Origin of the sequence: Pantanalinema rosaneae CENA516 (assembly GCF_050753385.1) — a bacterium.
Lineage (GTDB): Bacteria > Cyanobacteriota > Cyanobacteriia > Leptolyngbyales > Leptolyngbyaceae > Pantanalinema > Pantanalinema rosaneae.
This window is the reverse complement of record NZ_JBLZFZ010000082.1, coordinates 1-26684: the sequence shown is the minus strand read 5'-3', so window position 1 is coordinate 26684 and position 26684 is coordinate 1. Positions and strand designations below refer to the sequence as shown.

Annotated in this window: 22 protein-coding genes; 12 read left to right on the top strand and 10 right to left on the bottom strand. The window is 48.7% G+C overall.

Translation table 11 applies throughout. The features are described 5' to 3' along the window. Window positions 1-65: 65 nt before the first annotated feature. The 5 genes from ACN4EK_RS29275 to ACN4EK_RS29255 all read right to left on the bottom strand — a co-directional run bounded on the left by ACN4EK_RS29275 (window position 66) and on the right by ACN4EK_RS29255 (window position 3830). On the bottom strand, window positions 66-335 hold the full coding sequence (locus ACN4EK_RS29275; RefSeq protein ID WP_431661968.1) for a ParE family toxin-like protein: 270 nt from the start codon (window positions 333-335) through the stop codon (window positions 66-68). Next, a complete protein-coding gene (locus ACN4EK_RS29270; protein WP_431661967.1) occupies window positions 332-550 on the bottom strand; it encodes a hypothetical protein in 219 nt (72 codons plus the stop codon). Before ACN4EK_RS29270 ends, ACN4EK_RS29275 begins: the two co-directional genes overlap by 4 nt. Before the next feature lie 128 nt (window positions 551-678). Then, on the bottom strand, window positions 679-996 hold the full coding sequence (locus ACN4EK_RS29265) for a hypothetical protein (RefSeq protein WP_431661966.1): 318 nt from the start codon (window positions 994-996) through the stop codon (window positions 679-681). A gap of 816 nt (window positions 997-1812) precedes the next feature. Further along, window positions 1813-2595, bottom strand: coding sequence for a hypothetical protein (locus tag ACN4EK_RS29260; protein WP_431661965.1), 783 nt, complete (start codon window positions 2593-2595; stop codon window positions 1813-1815). 266 nt (window positions 2596-2861) lie between these two features. Then, a complete protein-coding gene (locus ACN4EK_RS29255) occupies window positions 2862-3830 on the bottom strand; it encodes a LysR family transcriptional regulator (protein WP_431661964.1) in 969 nt (322 codons plus the stop codon). Window positions 3831-4357: 527 nt separating this feature from the next. On the opposite strand from ACN4EK_RS29255, the gene crtR reads away from it, so the two are divergent. The 3 genes from crtR (at window position 4358) to murD (ending at window position 9415) form a co-directional block, all read left to right on the top strand. Beyond that, entirely contained in the window at window positions 4358-5383 is a 1026-nt protein-coding gene (gene crtR, locus ACN4EK_RS29250; protein WP_431661963.1) for a beta-carotene hydroxylase, read from the top strand. 506 nt (window positions 5384-5889) lie between these two features. After that, complete coding sequence (gene glyS, locus ACN4EK_RS29245; RefSeq protein WP_431661962.1) at window positions 5890-8034, top strand: glycine--tRNA ligase subunit beta; 2145 nt, start codon at window positions 5890-5892, stop codon at window positions 8032-8034. 16 nt (window positions 8035-8050) lie between these two features. After that, complete coding sequence (gene murD, locus ACN4EK_RS29240) at window positions 8051-9415, top strand: UDP-N-acetylmuramoyl-L-alanine--D-glutamate ligase (RefSeq protein ID WP_431661961.1); 1365 nt, start codon at window positions 8051-8053, stop codon at window positions 9413-9415. Between the two features lie 95 nt (window positions 9416-9510). Here murD and ACN4EK_RS29235 read toward each other — a convergent pair whose 3' ends face one another. Both ACN4EK_RS29235 and pgr5 read right to left on the bottom strand, forming a co-directional pair. Next, the gene (locus ACN4EK_RS29235) at window positions 9511-9918 is read right to left on the bottom strand and encodes a hypothetical protein (RefSeq protein WP_431661960.1); all 408 of its coding nucleotides are present in this window, start codon (window positions 9916-9918) and stop codon (window positions 9511-9513) included. A 35-nt stretch (window positions 9919-9953) separates the two neighbouring features. Next, the gene (pgr5, locus tag ACN4EK_RS29230; RefSeq protein WP_431661959.1) at window positions 9954-10151 is read right to left on the bottom strand and encodes a cyclic electron transport protein PGR5; all 198 of its coding nucleotides are present in this window, start codon (window positions 10149-10151) and stop codon (window positions 9954-9956) included. A 286-nt stretch (window positions 10152-10437) separates the two neighbouring features. Here pgr5 and ACN4EK_RS29225 point away from each other — a divergent pair, with 286 nt between their 5' ends. From ACN4EK_RS29225 to ACN4EK_RS29185, 9 genes are all read left to right on the top strand, one after another. After that, on the top strand, window positions 10438-10962 hold the full coding sequence (locus ACN4EK_RS29225; protein WP_431661958.1) for a pentapeptide repeat-containing protein: 525 nt from the start codon (window positions 10438-10440) through the stop codon (window positions 10960-10962). 204 nt (window positions 10963-11166) lie between these two features. Beyond that, complete coding sequence (locus tag ACN4EK_RS29220) at window positions 11167-12228, top strand: lipid II:glycine glycyltransferase FemX (RefSeq protein WP_431661957.1); 1062 nt, start codon at window positions 11167-11169, stop codon at window positions 12226-12228. A 1337-nt stretch (window positions 12229-13565) separates the two neighbouring features. Then, on the top strand, window positions 13566-14330 hold the full coding sequence (gene pflA / locus ACN4EK_RS29215; RefSeq protein WP_431661956.1) for a pyruvate formate-lyase-activating protein: 765 nt from the start codon (window positions 13566-13568) through the stop codon (window positions 14328-14330). A gap of 125 nt (window positions 14331-14455) precedes the next feature. Continuing rightward, window positions 14456-17104 (top strand): bifunctional acetaldehyde-CoA/alcohol dehydrogenase, encoded by a 2649-nt coding sequence (adhE, locus tag ACN4EK_RS29210; RefSeq protein ID WP_431661955.1) that lies wholly within the window; start codon window positions 14456-14458, stop codon window positions 17102-17104. Between the two features lie 184 nt (window positions 17105-17288). Continuing rightward, complete coding sequence (locus ACN4EK_RS29205; RefSeq protein ID WP_431661954.1) at window positions 17289-20072, top strand: bifunctional acetate--CoA ligase family protein/GNAT family N-acetyltransferase; 2784 nt, start codon at window positions 17289-17291, stop codon at window positions 20070-20072. Between the two features lie 100 nt (window positions 20073-20172). After that, entirely contained in the window at window positions 20173-21246 is a 1074-nt protein-coding gene (locus ACN4EK_RS29200; protein WP_431661953.1) for an Mrp/NBP35 family ATP-binding protein, read from the top strand. Between the two features lie 155 nt (window positions 21247-21401). Continuing rightward, on the top strand, window positions 21402-22655 hold the full coding sequence (rodA, locus tag ACN4EK_RS29195; RefSeq protein ID WP_431661952.1) for a rod shape-determining protein RodA: 1254 nt from the start codon (window positions 21402-21404) through the stop codon (window positions 22653-22655). 1 nt (window position 22656) lies between these two features. Beyond that, window positions 22657-23073: a (2Fe-2S) ferredoxin domain-containing protein gene (locus ACN4EK_RS29190; protein WP_431661951.1), complete on the top strand. Its 417-nt coding sequence runs from the start codon at window positions 22657-22659 to the stop codon at window positions 23071-23073. Between the two features lie 564 nt (window positions 23074-23637). After that, window positions 23638-24285 carry a response regulator transcription factor gene (locus ACN4EK_RS29185; RefSeq protein WP_431661950.1) on the top strand — a complete coding sequence of 216 codons (648 nt, stop codon included), beginning with the start codon at window positions 23638-23640 and terminating at the stop codon, window positions 24283-24285. A 111-nt stretch (window positions 24286-24396) separates the two neighbouring features. On the opposite strand, the gene ACN4EK_RS29180 is transcribed toward ACN4EK_RS29185, so the two are convergent. The 3 genes from ACN4EK_RS29180 to cysT are packed head-to-tail and all read right to left on the bottom strand — an operon-like array spanning window position 24397 to window position 26435. After that, window positions 24397-24717 carry an NIL domain-containing protein gene (locus ACN4EK_RS29180; RefSeq protein ID WP_431661949.1) on the bottom strand — a complete coding sequence of 107 codons (321 nt, stop codon included), beginning with the start codon at window positions 24715-24717 and terminating at the stop codon, window positions 24397-24399. A 1-nt stretch (window position 24718) separates the two neighbouring features. Then, the gene (cysW, locus tag ACN4EK_RS29175) at window positions 24719-25591 is read right to left on the bottom strand and encodes a sulfate ABC transporter permease subunit CysW (protein WP_431661948.1); all 873 of its coding nucleotides are present in this window, start codon (window positions 25589-25591) and stop codon (window positions 24719-24721) included. Beyond that, entirely contained in the window at window positions 25584-26435 is an 852-nt protein-coding gene (cysT, locus tag ACN4EK_RS29170) for a sulfate ABC transporter permease subunit CysT (protein ID WP_431661947.1), read from the bottom strand. The genes cysW and cysT overlap by 8 nt, the downstream gene beginning before the upstream one ends. Window positions 26436-26684: the final 249 nt, after the last annotated feature.

Genomic DNA, 26684 nt, shown 5'->3' with positions numbered 1-26684 from the left:
TCGAATATTGCACTTTGATTCTCTATTGACTCCGTCCGCCTCAGGGACTATGTTAGCTGGCGTTTCTAAAACTGGTCAAGCAGCAGATCATATTCTGCATGAGAACCAACCCAGAACCAGATCACCGTGTCATCTTCTAATTGACCAACAGCACGATAGTCTTTGTTGATGCGTGCAGAATAAATAGGCAACTTTGGATGAACTTTCTTGAATCGCAGACTTGGGTAGCTTGGGTCTTGTTTGAATTGCCGATACGCTTTGCGAGTCTGCTCTTGAATTAATTCTGGAAGATCCGCAAATAGTTCTCGGAACCGAGCCGTGGTGCGAGACTTCACAATGTTTCTGGGTCTAATTCTTGAGTTTTACCTGCCCGATGTTCTGCCATTGCTTCGGCTGCCAACTGAGCCAGTAAGTTGGGGGAGCGGGCAAAGGATTCGTCCCACCGTTGCTCTTCTTCGATTTCTTCCAAAATTAAGGTTGCGATCGCATCCTGCTTGTCGGTCGGCAAAGTCTTCAGTCGGGCGATCGCTGCTTCGAGTAATTCAGTCACAGCTATAAACTCCCAAGAGCGCAACATTACTCCATTATCACTTAACCCAGCAAGAGGCAGTTAAAGGGTAGAACCAATGCTTGCTGCAAGAGCTAACAGCTAGCCGTCTGAGCAAGTCTAACTAACATCTACATACGGCTTGCCATCTGCCCCATACTTTTCCCATCATCTCCTTGTACTTTCGCACCAAGCGCCGATGCAATTTGATGCATTTTGACGAGAATTTCTTCGTCAGGATTCTTGACAGTTACTCGATCTTCAAAATGATTGAACCATACCATATTTCCATTAACTTCATGACCAGAATAAGCTGTCCACACAGCAATACTAGAATCATCTATGCGTAGCGTTGAGCCATCAGATATAGGTGCTTCAGCATAACCATCTGTCCGCATTTCTGGGTCACTCAAAACATACTGGAGCCATTCATTGAGTGAAATGGTCAAACTATCATCTGCGAACCAATTATTCTTATGTGTGATGTGTACTTCGTAACCCAATGGAACCTCGAAAATGACAGCTAACGTCCGCGCTCACCGGATGCAGATAATCTTTACAACAAACCGAAGATTTTAATGTTCCGGTGCAACGCGATCGTTAGACATTCGGCTCTTTACAAAACGTTCAACCATTAACTTAAATGAAATTGTCTATTCCAATAGCCAGCCGTGAAGTCTTGCCCCATTACGACAGAACCGTAATCATCGTAGCTATCGCTCAAAACTACATCAATGAACTCTGACAAATCTTGACACGTCAGCTGAAGGAGTAGAAAAATTAAAAATGTTCTGAATCTTCGCTCGAACCCAAATCGCACCACACGACACCGCGATCGCTTCTAGCTTGCAACAATTTCAATTAAGAAAATGCCTGTTTGCTTTCTGTTTTTGTGTTTTCTATAAACAAATAGGCATTTGGCTAACTCATTTTGCCTATTTGCTAACTCATTTTAAGGTTTTGAGTAAGTCAACAGGCGATCGACTGTCTCATTTTGGTGTTTTCCGCAAGCAAATTGACCATTTGCTTTCTCAAACTGGAGTTTGCTTTCTCATTTCAGTATTTTCCGCAAACAAACAGGTCATTGGCTAACTAATTTCAGTCAATTGGGGAGACATCGCCGCGATCGTTCAAAGAACCTTGCATCACACCTTCAAATTTCCCGAAGAAGATAACGTTCCGCCTCACCCGCTGCAGACAACCTCTCGAACTCAACGAAAAGACTCCAAACGGTCAGGTGCAGGCGGATTATTAGACTTCGCCAACTATAACTCTTCAAAGAAGTTATCGTTAGGACTACGTTGATCGGCAATTTGATTAACGTTGCTTTGAAACCCATGAGATGGTGTAACAGATACAACAAGCAAGAACTGAGGTGAGCCTATTTCCTGGTTATATCCCTTTGCAATGTCAAGAGCTTCTTGTTGAAAATCTAGATCTAAACCACGAAAATATCTAGTCAAGATTTGATGCGATAAAGGATGTGAAAATCTGTAGAGCTTTGTATTTTTCAAACCAGAACTGATTGCTATATTCATAGGCAAAGTAACAGCGTGTAGTGACCCACTTGACTTGATACCGCGCAGTTTCTGCAACTTATAATCATCATCGCCGTGAATACTTTCATAGTCATACAGCAGTAACTGAGCATGTGGTGCATTTTTATAAATTCTTGTTAACTGTTCGTCCTTAATAGCACTGAAACTACGGCTTTTTTCTGTCCGTTTTTTTGCTTCTAGAAAAGCTACGCCTTCTACAGCGTGATCAGAATACTGGATTTTTACAACTAGAGCAATGTCGCCAAATTTCTCCTCGGCTGACAACTTTTTCCTCAATTTATATGCGTTTGAGTCTACTTGTATTGTTTTCTTCGCTATCTTTAATTCGATATTTTTAAATCGCCGACGATATTCAAGCAACAAGTCTTGAGTGATGTAGTCTTCATCCCAATTATACAAATTATCACCCACAATTCTTTGGATGACTGAATTGATTGCACCTTCTAAATCATCCCGAAAGCGATCGTAATCTACCGTCTTTACATCCATTTCCGTTTACTGTGAACTGCTGGAACCGGAGTTCATCATAACTCTGAACCCCACTGAGTAATCTTAAAAACACTCTCCACGCCCGTAACCGAGAAGTCTAACAATGAATAGACTGAAAATTTCCGCCTAAGATCCCAATTCGGGGTGGATAGGCAGAATGATTCGGCATAATATCAAAAATTCACTGTTTCGGTAATTTTTTTTTGCATCAGGCGTTGCTTAAGGTGAATAGACCGATCGTTGTTGCACTATAAATAACAACCTAATCAGCTATCTACACAAACGGGGGGTAAGGGATGTTGGTAGACCTGGGATGGTAGTTGCTCTACGACTAAATTAAAAAAGTGTTGAATTGGCGGAATTTGTAAGCGATCGCGCGTCGTCACCATCACCACCTGCCGAGTTAAAGGTGGATCAAACAAAGGACTGGTTGATGTGATGGCATCATTGACGATCGGACGCACTGCCAACGTTGGATCAGGATAGGCTTCAACTAAAGCGGCTTCCGGTAATAGGGCAATTAATTCTCCTTGCCGCACTACCCCTCGGAAAGCATCCGGCGTATTCAGTTCCAGCGCGGCTCGGAGAGGCACACCCTGACGTTCAAATCGTTCCTGCACAATTCGCTGCATCCCATACCCATCTTTAAATACCACTTGCGGATATTTCACCAATTCACTCCAGGGCACAGCGTCATACACGGCGAGAGGATGTTTGGCAGCGACTAACAGCTTAATCGGTTCATCGTATAACACCTGCACCACCATATCGGGACTGGTCGTGAGAAAGCGATTATTCATAACGATCGCCACATCGACTAAGCCATCCTTCAGCACTTTCAGCGAGCGATCGCTGCCCAATGCCGTCACCCGCAATTGCACATCCGGATAATCGCGACAAAACTGTTGCAAAATCGGGGGCAAATGGTAAGCACAGATCGAGTGAATCGCGGCAACACAGAGTTCTGGCTGTTTGCCTGCCATTAAATCACTCAGTTCTTGAGTCGCGGTTTGCCACTCATGGCAGATTTTTTTAGCTCGGGGAAATAATCGCTCACCGGCTACCGTCAGTTTGGCTTGCGTCGATCGATGAAATAAAGATACCCCCAGGTCAGTTTCCAATCCCTGGATCTGCCGACTGATTGCTGACTGGGTCACTCCACATTTGTGTGCCGCTTTCTGAAAACTACCTGTTTCCGCCACAGCCAAAAACGCTTGTAGCTGTTCTAACCGCATGTAACCAAACTGTTATGAGGATCACAAACCAAACCTGAAGTGACCTTACATGGATTGCGATCGCCAGTTCGGTAGGAGTTGATACAGCCAAGGTTGTCAAATTATTTAGTTGAGTAAATTTCTTGATTAAAAATGCGCCCCGCATTAGAGGCAGGGCACAGCCACCAAACCTTTCACCAGGAGTAACCTCGATCGCCTAAACAATTTCTCTCATCATGATTGATCGAAATTTTGACAATTCGCGCGGTCTGGTTCATAGTTAGACGGACTTCTCAATGTCCTAGTTCCCTGCTTTATATAAGTAAACATTTGTTGGTTTAAGTTTACAATTAGGGGTAGATCCGAACTAGAACAACTGAATGGTTGCTCAAAAAAGACCAGGCTCTAGTAAACTGCTGATGGTAGTTTCAGCCTTCTTTGAGCTAAACAACCCAAATTTAAGCTGTGTGAGCATATTTCACAAAACTTTATTTGGGGGCAAGACGTATCGTATACTACGCGATGGTGGTTGAAAGGAGTAGACGTCAATGTCGGAGGCAGTAAAGCCCCTGACGGTGCCAAGGGAATTGATGGGCCCACCCGGTGACTTCAATCCCACGTTGATCATGTTTCTGTCAGCCGTGGCGATAGCAACCCTATCGACCATTGGCTACTTTCACTGGCATTGGTATAACTGGTGCTGCTTCAGCCTCAATGTGCTGGCATTGCACATGGTCGGAACTGTGATCCACGATGCCTGTCACAACGTCGCGCACCGGAATCGAATTGTAAATGCCATGTTGGGGCATGGCAGCGCTTTAATGCTCTGTTTTTCCTTCCCTGTATTTACGCGGGTTCACATGCAGCATCATGCCCATGTGAATGACCCAGACAATGATCCCGATCATGTGGTGTCCACAATGGGGCCGCTCTGGTTCATTAACGCCCGGTTTCTCTACCACGAAGTCTACTTCTTTAAGCGTCGGCTCTGGCGCAAATTTGAATTAGGGGAATGGATTATTGCCCGATCGCTGCTAGCCGTTGTGCTGGTGTGCGCCTACCACTTTGGGTTCATCGGGTATATCTACAACTTCTGGTTTGTGCCGCTGGCACTGGTCGGCTTGGCATTGGGATTATTTTTTGATTACCTGCCACATCGACCCTTTCAGGAGCGAAATCGCTGGAAAAACGCCCGAGTGTATCCCAGTAATATTCTCAACTGGCTAATCATGGGGCAGAATTACCATCTGATCCATCATCTATGGCCCTCAATTCCCTGGTATAACTATCGCCCGGTCTATCACGCCATGAAGCCATTGCTGGATCAAAAAGGGTCGCCGCAATGCCTGGGCATCCTCCAGTCCGAACAGGATTTCTTGGGCGTTATCTACGATATCTTTATCGGCTTTCGCTTCCATAAACGGCGATCGACCGCAGAAGAGCCGACTGAGCCTGAGAAAGGGTTGCCAGACCTGCCGGAAATTCCAGAATTGTCAGAATTTCTGACTCCTAATCTGGATGTTTTAGCAGAACTGCCATCTGAAGAATTAGTTTCGGGTTCAGCAAAAAAATAACTCAGTGAGATTTTCTAGAGCATTGCTGAATCGCCAGATCTGCCCACCCTGCGGGAAGCAAGCTACACCCTAGCTCTCTCCCGTGGGAGCTACGGTGTACACAAATCTCCTCAACGACCTCAAGATCCTGCATTTTGCCCCCCTAGCCCCCCAATTCTGGGGGGAACTCAGGATTCAAAGTCCCCCAGAATTGGGGGATTTAGGGGGCGCAGAGAACTCAAACGAAGTCCGGCTCGACTTGTGTGTACACCGTAGCCCGTGGGAGAGGGAACAAAGAGTCTAGCTCCCTTCTCCTCAGGGAGAAGGGTTGGGGATGAGGGCAATTCATACTTGCATTCAGCAACGCCTTTGCTGGGCTTTAGTAGAGCTGTGATTATACGGCTCTACTATTTTTTTATGCCATCTCCTGACAATGAGCTGGTTTGTTTGCCCTCCAGCGACAAAACCTACTCGGAAAACCCAGTCAGCAGGTACACTGATGAAATTGGATAAACCCTGGCAGAGTTATGGCGACGTTTTTATTAGAAGTGGGGACGGAGGAATTGCCCGCCAATTTTGTGGATGAAGCGCTGACCCAGTGGCGATCGCGGATTCCCCAAAGTTTGACCGAGCATTACCTGACTCCCGAAGAAATTGAATTTTACGGCACTCCCCGTCGCCTGGCTGTGCTGATTTGGGGGCTGCCCGATCGCCAACCGGATCAGGAAGAAGAGGTGAAAGGACCACCTGCCCAAGCGGCATTTAAGGATGGTCAGCCGACGAAAGCCGCGGCCGGTTTTGCCCAAAAGCAAGGGGTAGACATATCCGCGTTAGAAATTCGCCCCACTGAGAAGGGAGAATTTGTCTTCGTTCGGAAAACGATCGTTGGACAACCCACCACCGAAATCCTGAAAACCCTGATTCCCCAGTGGATCACCGGACTGGAAGGCAAACGCTTCATGCGCTGGGCAGAAGGGGATCTGCGGTTTCCCCGCCCGATTCGCTGGCTTGTGACCCTGCTGGATAGTGAGGTGTTACCACTAGAACTGGTGAATGCCTCCCAAAGTTGCCGCAGCGATCGCTATTCCCAAGGACATCGGGTATTACATCCCCAACCGATCACAATTCCCCATGCCGAGGAATATGTCAAAACGTTAGATGCGGCGTTTGTGCAGGTGAATGTAGACAAGCGGCAAGCCTTAATTGAACAACAGGTCAAAACTGCTGCGAGTGAGTTGGGAGGGGTAGCCGTTATCAATCCCGATCTACTGCGGGAAGTCACCAACCTGGTGGAGTATCCGACGGCGGTCGTGGGTAAGTTCGACGCTGAATTTCTGGAGCTACCATCGGAAGTGATCGTGACGGAAATGGAAAGCCATCAGCGCTACTTCCCGGTGTTGCAGCAAGCCAACTCGGATCAATTATTGCCGCACTTCATCACGGCATCGAATGGTGATCCAGCCAAATCTGACATTATTGCCGCCGGAAATGAACGGGTGATTCGAGCCAGACTCTCGGATGGCAAATTCTTTTTCGATGCCGATCGCGCCACTCCGTTAGAAAGTTTTCTCCCCAAACTGGAAACCGTCACCTTTCAGGAAAGTTTGGGTTCGGTGCGAGCCAAGGTCGATCGGATTGTCCAGATTGCGACGCAAATCGCCACCCAACTCCAGATCAAAAAACCTCAGGACATCCAACGAGCCGCCCTGTTATGTAAAGCCGATCTCGTCACCCAAATGGTCGGTGAGTTCCCGGAACTTCAGGGCGTGATGGGACAGAAATATGCCCTCACCAGTGGCGAATCTGCTGCTGTTGCCAATGCGATTTTTGAACATTACTTACCGCGTGGCGCTGGTGATCGCTTACCGGAAACGCTGCCCGGTCAAGTCGTAGGACTGGCCGATCGCCTGGATACCCTGGTCAGCATTTTTGGCTTAGGCATGATTCCTTCGGGTTCTTCCGATCCGTTTGCTTTGCGTCGGGCGGCAACCGCGATCGTCAATATTCTCTGGTCAGCCGATCTATCGCTGAACTTAGAAGCCATCTTGCAGCAAGTAACGAGTGATTTTGCTCAAGCCTTTGCTCAGGTCATGAAATCCAGTTTGGCAGAACTACAACAGCAATTGCGCGAGTTCTTCCTACAACGGATTCGCACCTTATTACAAGACGATCGCCAGATTGACTATGACCTGGTTAACGCTGTTTTAGGTGAGAACGACCCAGAGTATACCGAACGCGCCTTAGTCAATCCGATCGATGTCCGCGATCGAGCGTTGTTCCTGCAAGCGATTCGGGATGATGGCAGATTGGCAACCATTTATGAGACAGTCAACCGAGCTTCTCGCTTAGCCGCTCAGGGCGATTTAGATACCGAACAACTTGATCCAACGAAGGTCGTCAAACCCAAACTGTTCCAAAAATCTTCTGAGCAAGCGTTTTATGATGCTCTCGGACAATTGCATCAGCAAATGCAGGGACAACAGGATTATCAAAAACTGGTCGCGGCTCTTAGCCAAATTGCTCCCACTGTCAGCCAGTTTTTTGATGGGGCAGAGAGTGTCCTGGTGATGGACCCCGATCCCGACATTAAGCGAAATCGGTTAAATCTATTGGGAGTGCTACGCAATCATGCGCGGTTGCTGGCAGACTTTGGCGCGATCGTAAAGAGTTAGGCTGGCATCGAAATCTATGAAAGCGTGCGTGATTGGTTTGGGTAAATCGGGAGTGGCAGCGGCGCGTCTGCTAAAGCGGGAAGGGTGGCAGGTGACAGTTAGCGATCGGGGGAATTCCGCTGACCTGCAACGACAACAGCAAGAACTGACCGCAGACGGCATTCGGGTGGAGTTGGGGGATGCCTTTAACCCAGAATTGGACTCACCGAAATTGATCGTTGTCAGTCCCGGTGTGCCCTGGGATATTCCCGGTTTACAGCAAGCCCGATCGCTGGGCATTGAAACGATCGGCGAGATGGAACTGGCCTGGCGACATCTGCAAGACATCCCCTGGGTGACAGTGACCGGCACAAATGGCAAAACCACTACCACAGCCCTGATTGCTGCCATCTTTCAAGCCGCTGGATTAGATGCTCCCGCCTTTGGCAATATTGGCTACGCTGCCTGTGAAGTAGCATTGTTAGCCCAGAAACCTGATTGGGCGATCGCGGAACTGAGTAGCTATCAAATTGAAGCTTCGCCTACCGTTGCGCCTAAAATTGCTGTTTGGACAACCTTTACCCCAGACCATCTCAGCCGCCATAAAACCCTGGAGCGCTACTACAACATCAAAGCCCATTTACTGACTCAGGCGCAGTATCAGGTATTTAACGGCGATGATCCCTATTTGCGGAATGTCGGCAAGTTATTAGCGGCTCCTGCCCGGGCAGAGGCGTGCTGGACTAGCGTCAAAGGCAAAGCCGAGTTGATTGGCAACCCTGAATTGGGCGTTTACATCGAAGATGCCTGGGTCAGAACCACACAGGAATTAATTCTGCCTGCCAACCTGCTGAAGATGCCCGGTCGCCATAACCAGCAAAACTTGTTGATGGCAGTTGCCGCCGCGCGATTAGCCGGAATTGATAAAGCCGCGATCGCCCAAGCCATTGCCTCGTTCCCCGGTGTGCCGCATCGGTTGGAGCATATCTGCACCTGGCAGGGAGTCGATTACATCAATGACAGTAAGGCGACAAACTATGATGCCGCTCAAGTGGGCTTAGCGTCGGTCAACAGTCCGGCGATTCTAATTGCGGGAGGAGAAGCCAAAATTGGCGATGATGCCCTCTGGATTAACACGATCCGGGAGAAAGCAGCGGCTGTGCTCCTGATTGGGGATGCCGCTCCCAGTTTTGCCCAACGGCTGCAAGAGTCGGGCTACTCGAATTACGAAATCGTCGAAACAATGGAACGGGCTGTCCAACGATCGCCAGAATTAGCCAAGCAAACGAATGCCTCGGTCGTCTTGTTATCCCCTGCCTGTGCCAGCTTTGATCAATATCAAAACTTTGAGCAACGCGGCGATCACTTCCGCCAACTCTGTCAAGCACTGCTTAACGCCTAAACTTCTCTAGTTTTTTGAGTACGAAGGTCTTGTTCCCCCAGAATTGGGGGTTAGGGGGCGGCTCAACCCTATTTTCAACGCCATTCAGGTCGGCTCTAAGGTCGATCGGGATGACGAACTCGATCCTCAATATCATTCAGAGTTTGGAGTACCAGACGTTTTGCCTGTAATTGCCAGCCCCATTTTTGAATTCTAAAGGCAACGATCGCGCCAATCACCGTCGCCACAAAATCGATCGGTTGCGAAAATGAAATGCCAAATAATAGTCCCAGTCCAGCAATGCCCCAGAAGGGCAGGGCGATCGCCTGACGTTGATCTTCCACTAATTTGCTCAAGCCTGATTGGGGTAATTCTGCTTCTAAGGCAGTTTTCACTTGTTTTTGTTCAGCCGCCGAAACAGATAACCCAATCTTTTGCCGTAATTTCTCAATCTTGCGGGCATCGGTACTGTATTGCGTCAGTTCGTCCTCTGCCATCAAGACTAGGCGTTCATACTGTCCCACAATCTATCCTCACCGTCACTCGTTCATCTCAACCACTATGCCAGCAGACCGAGCTTTTTCCCATTGTCCTTGGCTAACCGGATCAGACTTTGGCGACGAGTGCTATCCATCCCGAAGCGGTTACAGAAGTTAGTAATGGTTTGGCAGTGCAGCGCGATCGCTTTTCCCCGGATCTGGTTGAACTTCGGTTTACCCATCCAGTCACGAACTAAAACAACGATTGGTGCAAACATGTCAAGGACTCCTTTGGTTTTGTTACAAAATTTAACCTGTTGCAACAATTCTAAACACTTGTATCTGCGATCGTCAAGAGGTGCTGAGTATTTTTGCTCAATTTCTTTCATGCCTGAGCCGAACAGGGTTTCCAGCTAACCTGTTTCTCCGATCGCGGATTTCGTCTTACCCGGTAGGGAACTGGCTTAACACAAGGATCAACCGGGAGGGGCTTTTATCGTCCTGGGAGGAATTAGTAAGATTTAAGAGTATTGGTAAAAAAGCGATGTATTGAGTCTGCGTCCCATGTCTGTCACCCAAACGCTACGTTCTCTTCTGGTTCGGTTGGTCATCGTCTTCTGTGCGATCGTGCTTGCCTGGGTATGGGTGCTTTTAGGCGCAACCCCCGCCTGGGCACAGGAGAAAACCATTAACTACAGCAACACCCATCTAGAACAACGTGATTTCTCCAACCTTGACCTTGAGGGTGGGGTATTTGTCGCGGCTGAAATGCGAGAGGCTAATTTTAGTGGTGCCAACCTCAAGAATGCGATTCTGACTAAAGGTAATCTCTTAGGTGCCAATCTGCGAGGCGCTAACTTGACTGGAGCCTTGATCGATCGCGTTACCTTCTACAAAGCCGATCTATCTAACGCCATCCTGACTGAATCAACCGTATCCAATAGCATCTTGGACGAAGCCATCATTACCGGAGCCGATTTTACAGATGCCATTGTCGATCGCTACACCACCACCCAACTGTGTAAACGAGCCGATGGGATTAATTCCACTACGGGAGTCAGTACCCGCGATAGTTTGGGCTGTCGATAAAGCGTTGACCACCCTTACATTCCTATCTCAATTACTCAAGCAGTCAGGAAACAGCCCATAAAATCTAACTGCTGGTGTTAGTTCTTAGTTTCTTCATATTTACTATTCAATAACATCATCTAAATGGTGAGATAAGTCATTGACATCTAATTACCAGTGAGCCAAATTAAGGAAGGTTTTTCAGATATTAAATAAACATCGAAAATGATTTCCATTGAAAAAGTATATCCTGCCACTTTTGCAGAATGGGATAGTATTTGGCACCAATGTCATTACGCCACTTATTTTCACTCTAGAGAATGGATTGAGATTTGGCAAAGGTTTACTCATGAAACAACACAGCCAGAACCTAAAATTATCCAGTTCTCTGATCACAAGAAAGCCTTACTTCCCCTCGCCTTTCGTGAACGCGCTAAAGGCTTGATGAACACATATACTTCCGCTATGGAGGGGACATTTGGTGGCTGGATATCCGGGGATGACCTGAATCTAGAACATGCAAAGCTACTGACTAATTTTTTACTCTATCAGTTAAATGGCAATTTATCTTGGCGGATCAATCCTTACGATGAATTACTTTCTAAAATCCAGATTCAAGACGAGTATAATTGTTGCTTAATTAACGCAGCAGATCAAAATTTTACTAAAGCGCTCTCAACTTTACTAAAGCTTGGTCAACCTGTTTTTATTCCTGATGAAACGCATACACTCGATTTGAAGCCAGGGTTTAACACCCTCTTCAAAAGTCAAAGTTCAACAGTACGTAAAGCCAAAAAAGCTAGTAAGGCTGGTGTTTCAGTCAAAGTAGTTCAAACGCGCGAAGACTGGCAAGAGTATTATCAAGTTTACCAATCGTCTTTAGAACGCTGGCATAGTTCTAGTGGTTACTCTTGGGAACTCTTCGAGATCATCCAACAACTGAATTCTCCCAATGTGAAATTATGGGTTGCCGTCTATGACGATAAAATTGTCTGTGGGGCACTATGTTTTTACTCCAAACATCATGTGATCTATTGGCATGGTTGCGCTTTAGAACAATATTTCGAGCTACGACCTGTGAATCTCATGATGTTAGAAATGATTCGAGCGGCCTGTGAACAGGGATATGACTGGTTTGATTTTAATCCCAGTGCAGGTCTACAAGGAGTCAAAGCGTTTAAAGAAAGTTTTGGCGCTAAACCATTTCCCTGCCCTCAAGTCTATGTGGATACCCCGATTAAACGCCTGGCTCGCAGCTATCTTCTCGCTAAGCAGGGCAGTTTCTAGCTATTGATAGTGCTGATGCAACGATCGAGGTGAGCCTCTGCTCCTGATTGACTGACAAAACTCAAACCGCCCTCACCCCAACCCCTCTCCCAGAGCGGGCGAAGGGCTTTCGATCCAACAATTTTGTTTGAAGTCCCTTCGCCCCTTGTGGGAGAAGGGATTTAGGGATGAGGGGAAAGAATTTGTCAGTCAACCAGGCCTCTGCTCTATCTGATCAACCGGAGATCTAGCAGTAGAGATAACAAGTCTTGCCATGCTGGGAGCCAGAACTGCGCTGGCAGCTTTTTCGATCGCTAGCTGTTTAGCTGTAGCGCTAGTGATGCCATGCAGACAAATTTGCTCAGATCTTGAATTGACATGTCTTAAGCATCGGCGATCGCTGACTCCGGAAAGACCAACAATAGCAGTGGATCTATCTGCTGGTAACTTTTATTCGGTCTAGATCAATCCGCAGGAATAGTCACCCTACCTTGGGAAATGTAGCGCTGATTACCAAACAACATAGGTAACTATCTCAAGACAGATTTGAATTAAAACTATTGGAAAACTGTATTAGTCACTACTGTTTTTATTAAAAAATGTATTTCTCAAGTTTTATATCTAATCTACCTTTTATTAGAAGTTTTGCTTTATTTTCTAATAAAGAACCGTGAGTTTTTCAAATAGTAATCAAATTAACAAAACCGTAAATCTACTATGAACAATTGCCCTTGCTGCTCAACCCCTCTCATTCGCCACATTCGTCATCGGGAAATTTACTGGTTTTGCTCAGGGTGCTGGCAAAAGATGCCAAATTTAACAGAATTAGTTGGTGCAAATGATCTGATGAGTGCGATCGCTCCTTCCTTGCAGAACAACGTCAAAGAGCTTAGCCCAGCCTAGTTTGGCATCAGATCATCCCTATCCCAGAAATTACCGAACTCAGGGTTGCTGATCCGCAGGAGTGGAAATTACCTAATCCTCCTGACATTCAGGATCTCTGAGTTTTTAATATTATTTTAATTATTTAAACTGAAGTAATCCTGTCCGCCAAAACGGGATATCAATGAAGGCTGAATCGTGACGATCGATACAATTTTTCCATCTTAAGATAGACCCCGTTTAATGATGATTCTGCTGACTCTAGATGCAATTTCTGCATAGTATCTCGCCATTCATGTAACGATCACTTCACATTGAGTTACAACAAGTCATTCATCTTTCCTATCCTCTCCATCTCCTCATCTTTTCCTCTCTCCCCCCTCTCCTCCCTTCACAACTTCCTCATAGTCTTTGTCTATAACTCGAAATGTGAAGGTCAAAGGGTTGCAACCACAGCCCTAGAGGAAACGAGAGGCATGTTAAGTCCCACCCTAAATCTCCCGACCACCGCCGTAACGGGTCGCATTCATTCGATCGAAACCTGCGGTACCGTTGATGGTCCTGGAATTCGCTTTGTTATCTTTACTCAAGGTTGTCCATTACACTGCCTCTACTGCCACAATCCAGACTGTCGGCAGGCAACCGAAGGCAATGTTATTGAAGTGGGACAACTGATTACTGAGATTCAGACCTATGCCGCTTATTTGAATCCGCCTGGAGGAGTCACGATCAGTGGTGGAGAACCTTTAATGCAGCCAGAATTTGTTCGAGAAATTTTTCATCGCTGCAAATTATTAGGCATCCATACGGCGTTAGATACATCCGGATTTGTCAATCTGGACACAGCAAAATCAGTATTGGATCAGGTTGATTTAGTGTTACTGGATATCAAATCCTTTGATCCCGAAATTTACACAAAGGTGACAGGGGTTTCGATCGAACCAACCTTAGAGTTAGCGAAGTACCTGGATCAAATTCATAAACCAACCTGGATTCGCTTTGTCTTAGTCCCCGGTCTAACGGATGACCGATCGAATGTGGAAGGGTTAGCCAACTTTATTGCCCCTTTCACCAATGTAGAACGGGTGGAAGTTTTACCCTTTCACAAAATGGGGGAATACAAGTGGGAGCAACTGGGATATGAATACCATCTGTATGACACAGCTATTCCCACACCCGCCCAAATTCAAACCGTAGTCGAAATTTTTCAGCAACGCGGAATTACCACGATCGCAGCTTAACACCAGCCGCATGGCTAATAGTTTGCCCCGCTTAACTGAATCCACTTCAACTCTTATTTACGTTAAATCATGACAGCCCATCTGGGACTTTACCCTCCCAGAAAACATCAGAGGAAAAGTATTGTATGCAAGTTACGAACATTCAAGAACTGGAAGCACTGATCCAGAAAGTTAAAGCCGCTCAAGCCACCTTTGCTACCTATTCTCAAGAGCAAGTAGACCGCATTTTCAAAAAAGCGGCATTAGCGGCTAACACCGATCGCATTCCCTTAGCAAAATTAGCCGTTGCTGAAACGGGTATGGGGATTGTCGAAGATAAGGTGATTAAAAATCACTTTGCCTCGGAGGAAGTCTACAACAAATATCGGACTGAAAAGACCTGTGGCGTGATTGAAGAAGACCGTTCCTTTGGGATTCAAAAAGTGGCGGAACCCGTGGGGATTCTCGCTGGAATTATTCCGACCACCAACCCAACTTCGACGGTAATTTTCAAGGCATTAATCACCCTTAAAACGCGGAACGCGATTATCTTTTCGCCGCACCCCAGAGCTAAACACTGCACGATCGCCGCTGCCAAAATTATTCTGGATGCTGCCGTAGCCGCCGGAGCGCCAGAACACATTATTGGTTGGATTGATGAACCCACGGTGGAATTGTCGCAGGCATTAATGCAACATCCCGATGTTAAGTTGATTTTGGCAACGGGTGGGCCCGGCATGGTCAAAGCGGCTTACTCGTCGGGTCGCCCATCCTTAGGCGTAGGTGCTGGAAATACCCCTGCCGTGATTGATGAAACGGCTCATATTCCGATGGCAGTCAGTTCGATTCTGCTGAGTAAAACCTTCGACAACGGCATGATTTGTGCCTCGGAACAGTCGGTCGTGGTGGTGGATGCGGTGTACGATCGCGTCAAGCAAGAATTCAGCGATCGGGGAGCGTACTTCCTGTCACCCACAGAACGGCAACAAGTTGCTGAGGTGATTCTGAAGCAGGGACGACTGAATGCTGAAATTGTGGGTCAATCGGCATTAACAATCGCCGAACTCGCGGGCTTGGATCTGAGTACCCCGAATGGGACAAACATTCCTGTGAAAGTCTTGATTGGGGAAGTAACGGCGATCGACACGACTGAACCCTTTGCCTACGAAAAGTTGTCTCCAGTTCTGGCAATGTATCGGGCAACCGACTTTGCTGATGCTACCCACAAAGCGCAACAATTGATTGAATTTGGCGGTCGGGGACATACCTCAGTGCTGTATACCGGAGCCACGAACTACGATCGCATTGCTCAATTTAAGGGAGTTTTGGAAACTGCCCGAGTGCTGATTAACACGCCATCATCGCAAGGGGCGATCGGGGATCTGTATAACTTCAAACTCGATCCATCGCTGACCCTGGGGTGTGGCACTTGGGGCGGTAACTCAATTTCCGGTAACGTAGGGCCGCAAAACCTGCTCAACATTAAGACGGTGACGGAACGGCGGGAAAACATGCAGTGGTTCCGAATTCCGCCCAAAATCTACTTCAAGTACGGTGCGTTACCGATCGCCCTCAAAGATTTGGTCGGCAAGAAGCGAGCCTTCATCATCACTGACAAACCCCTGTACGAACTGGGCATGGTCGATAAACTAACCACGATTCTGGATGAATTAGAAATCCGTCATGATGTGTTTTATGATGTCGAACCCGATCCCAAACTGTCTACCGTTCAGCGTGGCTTAGAGTTAATCAACAACTACGAACCCGATGTGATTATTGCGATCGGTGGTGGTTCACCGATGGATGCCGCCAAAGTCATGTGGCTGATGTATGAGCATCCCGAGATTGAATTTGAAGGGTTAGCCATGCGGTTTATGGACATTCGCAAACGGGTGTATGACCTGCCACCGTTGGGGGAAAAAGCGATTTTGGTAGCTATTCCTACAACTTCGGGCACAGGTTCAGAAGTCACGCCATTTGCGGTGGTCACGGATGAAGAAACGGGAGTGAAATATCCATTGGCGGATTATGCGCTAACACCGAATATGGCGATCGTCGATCCCGAATTGGTGTTAGGAATGCCCCAGAAGTTAGTGGCGTATGGTGGCATTGATGCCTTAACCCATGCGTTAGAGGCGTATGTTTCCGTTCTGGCGACCGATTTCACTAACGGCTTGGCGCTAGAAGCGATCCGCTTACTGGTGAAATATCTACCGCTCTCCTATCAGGATGCCAATAACCTCAAAGCCAGGGAGAAAGTGCATTACGCGGCGACGATCGCGGGATTAGCCTTTGCCAATGCCTTCCTCGGCATCTGTCACTCGATGGCACATCAGTTAGGGGCAGTGTTTCATATTCCCCACGGACTTGCCAATGCCCTGATGATTTCCCATGTGATTCGCTACAACGCTACCGATGCGCCGTACAAACAAGCCATCTTCCCGCAGTACAAATATCCCAACGTCAAAGATCGTTACGCTCGGATTGCGGATCACCTTGCCTTGGGAGGGAATTCTATAGATGAGAAGGTCGATCGCTTAATTGCCACGATCGAAAACCTCAAACGGCAAGTGGAGATTCCACCGACCATTCAAGCCTGCCTAAATGGACAGGAAACCCTGTTCTATAGCAAGTTAGAACAACTGGCAGATCAGGCCTTTGACGATCAATGTACTGGAGCTAACCCTCGTTATCCGCTAATCCAAGACCTGAAGGAGATGTTTATTCAGGCGTATCACGGTCATGCTGTAGAGGCAACTCCTGCCCAACCCCGGGAATTGACCACCAGTAAGTAGAGTGGTTCTGGACAAATTCTACTCGACCCCAGGTTGGCAACCTCGGTACCAATCAATCTTCTCAATGCTGTTCCCCGTCAAACATGGCTCGACAGTCCGCTAGAAGGAAAAGGGGAGGTGGGGGCAAGCCCATCTCCCCATTCCACTGTTTGGAGAACTCACTGGAGAACTCATGATGCTAAATATGATGCAACCCTCTGTTTGCCCAACAGCCGACCCGGCTAGTGCCATCTGGCAATATAAGCCGCATCCCTTAGATGCCATCTTTGCCCCCAAAACCGTCGCGGTGATTGGAGCCACCGAACGCGTCGGTAGCGTTGGTCGAACGGTGTTATGGAATCTGATCAGCCATCCGTTCGGCGGTACGGTGTTTCCAGTTAATCCCCAACGCCATAGTGTCCTGGGGATCAAAGCCTACCCCACGATCGCGGCGGTACCGGAACCCGTAGATTTAGCGATCGTTGTCACCCCGGCGGCTACAGTTCCCGGTGTGATTGGCGAATGTGCCGATGTCGGTGTCAAAAGTGCCATCATCATTTCAGCGGGATTTAAGGAAATTGGTACCAGTGGTGTAGAACTAGAACACCAAATCCTGGCGCAGGCACAACGCGGCAACATGCGGATTATTGGGCCCAACTGTCTGGGCGTGATGAGTCCTCTGTCGGGATTGAATGCCTCCTTCGGCAATGGCATGGCAAAACCGGGCAAGATTGGCTTTATCAGTCAGAGTGGTGCCCTCTGTACCGCCATTCTGGATTGGAGCTTGCGAGAAAATGTCGGGTTTAGTGCCTTTGTCTCGATCGGCTCCATGCTCGATGTCAACTGGGGCGATCTGATCTACTACCTGGGCGACGATCCCCAGACCCAAAGTATTGTGATTTACATGGAGTCGATCGGCGATGCGCGATCGTTCCTTTCTGCCGCCCGAGAGGTCGCCCTGACCAAACCGATTATTGTGATGAAAGCCGGACATACCGAAGCAGCAGCTAAGGCGGCAGCCTCCCACACGGGCACTCTGGCGGGAAGCGATGCCGTTCTTGATGCGGCATTCCGGCGATCGGGCGTATTACGGGTTAACAATATTTCCTACCTGTTCTACATGGCGGAAGTTCTAGCCAAACAACCCCGTCCCCAGGGGCCCCGCCTGACCATTCTGACCAATGCTGGCGGTCCCGGTGTAATCGCTACCGATGCCTTAAGTCTGGAACAGGGTAAGCTGACCGAATTATCTCCAGATACCTATGAGGCACTGAATCAACTGCTACCGACCCACTGGAGTCACAATAACCCGATCGATGTGTTGGGCGATGCCGACCCCGATCGCTATGCCAAAGCGCTGGAAATCGCCGCCAAAGATCCCAATAGTGATGGACTCCTGGTGATTTTGACACCCCAGGCCATGACCGATCCGACCCAAACGGCGGAGAAACTGCAACCCTACACTAATCTGGGCAAACCGATTCTTGCCAGTTGGATGGGCGGTGCAGATGTGGCAATGGGGACGCAGATTCTCAATCAAGCCAGCATTCCTACTTTCCCCTATCCCGATACGGCGGCGCGGTTGTTTAACTACATGTGGCGCTACAGCTACAACCTGCGCGGCATTTACGAAACGCCCGTATTACCCGCCAACTCCGATACCCTCGATCCCGATCGCGCTGTAGTTCACCAGATTATCCAAACCGCTCGGGCAGCCGGTCGGACACTGCTGACTGAAGCAGAATCAAAACACTTGCTTGCTGCTTATGGCATTCCCACCGTTGGCACGTTAATTGCCAGAACCGCCGCCGAAGCGGTAGACCATGCCGCCACGATCGGCTATCCAGTTGTGCTGAAGCTCCTGTCGGAAACCATTACCCATAAAACCGATGTGGGGGGTGTCCAACTGAACCTGATGGATCCGGATGCTGTCCGTCGAGCCTTCGCGACGATCGCTGACAACGTGCAATATTGGGTGGAAAAACATGCTGCCCCATCCGCCCCTCCCGCCTTTCTCGGTGTCACTGTCCAACCCATGGTTCGCACCGATGGTTACGAATTAATTATTGGCAGCAGCCTTGACCCTCAGTTCGGTCCAGTGTTGCTGTTCGGTTCCGGTGGGCAACTGGTCGAAGTCTATCAAGATCGCGCCTTAGCCCTCCCTCCGCTGAATACAACGCTGGCTCGCCGGATGATGGAGCAAACCCGTATTTATAAAGCCCTGAAAGGAGTGCGGGGACGCAAGCCGATCGATCTGGCAGAGCTGGAACAACTGATGGTGCAATTTAGCCAGTTAGTCGTCGAGCAGCGCTGGATCAAGGAAATTGACATTAATCCCATGTTGGCTTCCCCCGAACAATTGATTGCCCTGGATGCTCGGGTGGTCTTACACGATCCAGACACCCAATTGGAGCAACTACCGCAACTGGCGATTCGTCCCTATCCCACCCAATATGTGGTGCCCTGGACTTTAAAGGATGGCACTCCCGTCAAGATTCGCCCCATTCGTCCCGAAGACGAGCCGCTGATGGTGCAATTTCATCAATCGCTGTCTGAGGAAAGCATTTATCTGCGTTATGCCCATTTAGTCAAACTCAGCCATCGGATTACCCACGAACGGCTGACCCGGATTTGCTTTATTGACTACGATCGCGGCATTGCCCTGGTGGTCGATCATCAGCATCCCGCAACCAGGCAGCATGAGATTCTTGCCGTGGCTCGGTTAACCAAGATCCAGGGAACGGATGAGGCGGAATTTGCCATGTTAGTCAGCGATCGCTACCAGGATCAGGGCATCGGCAGCGAGCTATTGCGACGACTCCTTCATATTGCCCGGGAGGAGAACACCAATAGTCAGAAACCGATTCGCCGCATTATTGCCGATATTCTCAGCGAAAATCGGGGCATGCAACGGGTGTGTGAAAAACTGGGCTTCCAGATTCATCGGGTTCTGGGCGAAGACATGGTACAAGCCACGATCGACCTGTGACCACTGGCAAAAACAGTCAGAAGGGTCTGGGACTCACCGGCTAGCGGTAAGATCAGCATGTTACACTTTATTACCCTAACTGCCTGGTCTAAGAGGAAACATGCTCGATACACTGAGTCCCAGTGCCATTCTTGAGGTGTTAAAACCTGTGGAAGATCCTGAACTTCGCAAGAGTTTGGTCGATCTGAATATGATCCGCAATGTCAAGGTAGATGATGGCAATGTGAGTTTCACCTTAGTGTTGACCACCCCCGCTTGCCCTCTGCGCCAATTCATTGTCGAGGACTGTGAACGAGCCGTCAAAACCCTCCCTGGGGTAAAAACGATCGCCGTGGATGTCACTGCCGAAACCCCGCAACAAAAGTCGTTACCCGATCGCGCCGGGATTGATGGGGTAAAAAATATTCTGGCCATTTCCAGTGGTAAGGGCGGTGTGGGTAAAAGCACCGTGGCGGTAAATGTGGCGGTCGCGTTAGCCCAGGCTGGAGCGAAAGTGGGGCTGATTGATGCTGACATTTACGGCCCGAATACCCCTACCATGTTAGGGCTGGCGGATGCTCAGGTGACGGTGCAACAGGGGGCACAGGGAGAAATTCTATCTCCCGCCTTTAATCATGGGGTAAAGCTGGTTTCCATGGGCTTTTTGATCGACAAAGATCAGCCGGTGATCTGGCGGGGACCAATGTTGAATGGAATTATTCGGCAATTTCTCTATCAGGTGCAGTGGGGCGAATTAGATTATTTGCTGGTCGATATGCCCCCCGGTACGGGTGATGCCCAATTAACCCTGGCACAAGCGGTGCCAATGGCAGGAGCCGTGATTGTCACCACTCCCCAAACGGTCGCCCTGTTAGATTCGCGCCGGGGCTTAAAAATGTTCCAGCAGTTAGGGGTTCCGGTTCTGGGTATTGTGGAGAATATGAGCTACTTTATTCCTCCCGATCTACCCGATCGCCGTTATGACATTTTTGGCTCTCAAGGCGGCGAAAAAACGGCTCAGGAGTTACAAATTCCTTTGTTAGGCTGTGTGCCTCTAGAAATTCCCCTGCGGGAAGGGGGCGATCGCGGCTTACCGATCGTTCTAGAGTCGCCTGGATCCGCCTCGGCGCAAGCCCTCGTTGCCATCGCTCAGCAAATTGCTGCTAGAGTATCTGTGGCAGCATTAGCCGGATAGATGGTACTAACCTGTGAGAGGTAGATCAGAAGCACTTTGCTAAGATGCACAAGCCATCGCTTCCCGAGTCAGCAGCCTGACGTTGGGAATGCCTATTTCCGTAACCCTAATCACAATTCACCCCTGACCCCCTCACATCAACTTTTTCCTAACGAATGCTGCAACGCTCCTTTAGTCAAATTCGCTGGCGATCCTTCGTTCAACCCTGGCAAAACGTCGATTGGTTGCTATTTATCCTGCCGATCGGCTTGACAATTATGGGTGGTGTCATGATCCGCAGCGTGGAAATGAACCAGGGGTTAACCGACTGGACACGTCACTGGGTCACCGGCGGAGTGGGGTTGCTCCTGGCTTTACTGGTTGCCCGTTCTCGCTACGAACAATTGCTGCAATGGCGCTGGGTGATTTATGGCATTACCAACGTGGCGCTACTTGCCGTGATGATTTTGGGAACTGAAGAACTGGGTGCCCAACGCTGGATTGGGGTCGGTGGTTTTTATATCCAGCCTTCGGAATATGCCAAGTTGGGGATTATCATTACGATCGCCTCCCTCTTGCACGAACGCCCTGCCTCCACTATTCCTGCGGCCCTCAAAACCTTAGCAATTACAGCCGTTCCCTGGTTATTTGTGTTTCTAGAGCCCAACCTGGGGACATCATTAGTATTTGGAGCCATCACGCTAGGAATGTTGTACTGGGGCAATGCCAATCCAGGGTGGTTGCTGATTCTGCTGTCTCCATTCATTTCAGCCATTTTGCTCAATGCCTACCTGCCTGCCTGGTTTGCCTGGATTGCCTTTGTTGGGTTTATCGCCTGGCGGAGTTTGCCCTGGTATCGCTTGGGGACAATGGCAGTGGTGGTCGTCAATTTAATTTCTGCTGGCTTAGGACATCTGCTCTGGGAACTCCTAAAACCCTACCAGAAACAACGGTTGACCATGTTTCTCAACCCTGATCAGGATCCCTTAGGCGGCGGCTATCACCTGATTCAGTCACGGATTGCGATCGGAGCCGGGGAAATTTGGGGACGAGGACTCCATAAAGGAACGCAAACCCAATTGAACTTTATTCCTGAACAGCACACTGACTTCATTTTTACGGCGATCGGGGAGGAGTTAGGATTTGTCGGTTGTATTTTAGTGTTACTGGCATTTTGGCTCGTTTGTTTTCGGCTGGTGATCATTGCTCAAAATGCTAAGGAAAGCTTCGGGTCGCTGCTGGCGATCGGAATTCTGTCCATGATTGTGTTCCAGGTCGTCGTGAATATTGGCATGACGATCGGTTTGTCTCCGGTTACTGGAATTCCCTTACCCTGGCTGAGTTATGGCAACTCGGCTTTGCTGATGAACTTTCTCGCGATCGGACTGGTGCAATCCGTTGCGAACTATCGTCAACGCCTCAAGTTTTAATATGGCTGCTGAATCGTCCCCCTGTGCCCATCTGGAAACCTGTGTGCAAGCGCTAGCATTGCCCAAAATCCAGCGACATTTGTTCCTATGTGCAGATCAAACAAAACCCAAGTGCTGCTCAAAAGAGGTTAGTTTAGCCGCCTGGGACTATCTCAAAGATCGGTTAAAAGAGTTGCAGCTTGATCAACCGACTGTCACCCGTCCAGAATGTGTCTTTCGGACTAAGGCGAACTGTTTACGAGTTTGCCTGCAAGGACCGATTTTGGTTGTTTATCCGGATGGAGTTTGGTATCACAGTGCCACACCTCCCGTGATTGAGCGGATTATTCAAGAACATTTGATTGGTAATCAAATCGTGCAGGAATATGCCTTTCTGATTCATCCCTTACCTGAGAGTTCAATAGTGCCTGAACCTTAATCAATACAAGTTTAGATAGAGGTCATCACCATCCACAAATCTTATCGAAATAGCTGACCTATCCCCCCGAGGGGGAGGTTTTGATCGGTTCTTTGATGCGGGTTTTGTTAAAAATCATCCTAAAATCTACATTCGATTCCTTAAAGTTAAAATTGCGATCGAACGGTTGAGATTTTTTTAAGACTTAAGTCGCAGGACAAAAATACCAGCATCCTCTAGTCCATGCTCTTGATTGCGATCGGGCGGTTTCAACTCCTGTTGGTTGTGCCTTTAGTTTGTGTAAGGGCGAATCTAGCAACCTGAATGGAATTCTATCTCTTTAGAAGTGGCATATAATATCACAAGAGAGAGTAGCCTTAAATCTGCATGGTTACTAGTATTTAGATTTATTTAGATTTCAGCGATTACTCGGAGGCTACCTAAAATATGTTTCAGAGGCTTAAGGTAAGCGCTGATCTAACAAGCAGGTGCAGACCAAACAGCATGTTAAGTATTTTGAGAGTTTCTCCGCAGACTCTATTGATACTCAAGCATTAGAACCCAGGAAGAAGCGAGTAGCACAGGATGAAGGAAACCAGCGTAGGAAATCACAGACGACTTCTGCTTATTGATGACGACCCTAACTTGATCCTATTGGTTAAAGACTACCTGGAGTTCCGGGGCTATGAAGTCGTCACCGCAGAAAATGGTCGAGAGGCGTTGGAGGTATTGGAGAGCGACATTCCAGATATGATCATCTGCGATGTCATGATGCCAGAAATGGATGGCTATTCTTTGGTCAGACATGTGCGGGAAGATCCACGGACGAGTTGGATTCCAGTTCTGTTTCTGTCTGCTAAGGGGCAAAGCCAAGATCGGGTCAAAGGGTTAAACACCGGTGCCGATGTTTATATGGTGAAGCCCTTTGAGCCAGAGGAGTTGGTTGCTCAGGTCGAGTCGTCGCTGAAGCAGGCGGCACGCATTGCTGAACGTCCCGGTAGAGCGCCGGATGCAGCTCCGAAGATTCAGGTACCGTTTGATGTTGAGCTAACTCCAACGGAACTTAAAGTAGTGCAGTTTGTCGCCCGAGGTATGGCAAACCGAGAGATTGCTGAGGAACTGAATGTCAGTCAGCGCACGATCGAGAGTCATGTCAGCAATATGCTCGGCAAAACTGGACTTCACAACCGGACGGAATTAGCCCGGTGGGCGATCGAAAATAATATGGCTTAAATCCTCAACCCTGGGTCGGTACAGGGCTGAAATCGCTTAGCAATAACGGTGTCTGGATCTCTCCAAACACCGTATTTTTTGCACCGAATTGATGGGTAGACGACTTCCGGTTTACCACCCATCTAGTTGATTCCCAGAGGTGTCCGACCAAATCTCTAAATCTAATTCATTCATATAGAGTAGGGCACTGCGGATCTGCTCCTGATTGCCTCGAAGTTCCAAATCGAACCAACCATCATCTCTGGCATTCGCTCCCAACAGAGCCGCCGCAATGTTAACAGTTACCCCGTGATGGGACACCAGCCGCGAAATCACTGGTTCCTCCTGGTAGTTTTTGGGAATCCGAATCCGAATTCGGGCTTGAGTTAATCGGTCGTCCGATCGGGTAGCTTCAGCATCGGCTGAGAGATTGTAGCGATCGCGAATTGCCATATCAATCCTCCTGAACCTCTTTAATTCTGGTTTTCCGTTCCAACAGTTCCTTTAGCACCAGCGTCACTACCGCCAACAATGCCAGCAACACCGCCGCAGAGAAGGCTGCTTCCGTTTCATACTGCTTGTACGCCTCCTCCACATATAAGGGCAGGGTTTGAGTTTTCCCGATAATGTTGCCAGACACAACCGCCACCGCTCCGAATTCTCCCATTGCCCGCGCATTCGTCAGGATCACGCCATATAACAACGCCCAGCGAATATTGGGAATCGTCACCCGCCAAAACACCTGCCAATCTTTTGCGCCCAGCGTTCTCGCCGCCTCTTCCTGATCCGTCCCTACTTCTTCTAGCACTGGAATGACTTCACGAGCGACAAAGGGCAGTGTGATAAAGGCAGTCGCTAAAATCATCCCTGGTAAGGCAAAGATCACTTTGATATCATGCGCTTGCAGAAACCCACCGAACCAACCATTGCGCCCATACAAGAGCACCAGCATTAAGCCAGCCACGACCGGCGAAATGGCAAATGGCACATCCAACACACTCACGACAAAGGCACGCCCCGGAAACTGATGCCGCGTAATTGCCCAGGCGGCACATAGCCCAAAAATGGTATTCAGGGGAACAGCAATCAAGGCACAGATCAGGGTTAACTGCACCGCATGTAAAAATACCGGCTGACTTATATTCGATAACAGGGGAGTCAAACCCTTCTTAAAGGCTTGCACAAACACATTAATCGCGGGGATAAATAGCACTAGCCCCAGATAACCGATCGCTACAGAAATCAACCCAATCTTGACCCAATCCCGCGATTTAGCTGGACTGGTTGATGAAGTCACCGATCGAGAAATAGGTTCTGCGTTAGCCATACCGTCGTCCCCACGCTTGTAAAAGATTAATGCCTACCAAGATCAACAAAGACAGGAGCAATAACACCAACCCAATCACCGTTGCCCCGGCGTAGTCGTATTGTTCCAGGCGTTGAAACACCAGCACCGGAGCAATCAAGTCTACGAAGGGGGTATTCGACGCAATGATCACAGTAGACCCAAATTCACCCACGGCGCGGGCAAATCCCAAAGCAACTCCGGTCAGCACCGGTGGCATTAAAGGCGGCAGCACCACCCGCCAAAACGTTTGGAATTTGGATGCCCCTAACGACCAGGCCGCTTCTTCCACATCTCGCTCCATCTCTCCTAAAACAGGTTGCACTGTGCGAACCACAAACGGGAGAGAAATGAACAGCATCGCGATCGCGACCCCAGTCCGGGTAAACGCCAGCTTAATGCCAAAGGGGGCAAACAGAGAACCGATCCAACCATTCTCGCTGTAAACCGTGGCGAGAGTCAGACCTGCGACCGCTGTGGGTAAGGCAAAGGGCAGATCAACCGCCGCATCAATGATGCGTTTAAATGGAAAGTCATAGCGAAGCAGCACCCAGGCAATTAACGTACCAAAGAAGCCATTAATTAACGCTGCGCCTAATGCCGTCACAAAAGTGACTTCATAGGCAGAGATTGCGATCGGGCTAGTTGCCACCTTCCAAAAACCATCCCATCCGGCGGTACTCGCTTTCGTCAGCAGAGCCGCACCCGGAAGAAACAGCATGAAGGATAAATAGACGATCGTGATCCACCAGGTGATATGGATCTGACTTAACCACCCCAAGGGATGACGTTGAGGGGTTGCCGAGCGGGGGGAGATAGCAGTCATGCAGTTCAGTGAAAAATTAAATTCCCTATAACTTGATAGGAATACCGTACTTAGCATACACGATATTCACTGAACAGGGAACAATCGCCATTAAAGCGGGATGAATCAAGGCAGCTATTAACAATGTCGTTACCCCAATCGTCCGTTCATCCAGTATGGTCATAGGGAAAGCCAAGCCATTCTTGCTTCCCCATCTCCCTATCTCCCTTACCTTCCCCATCCCCCTTACCCTGTCTCTTATACACATCT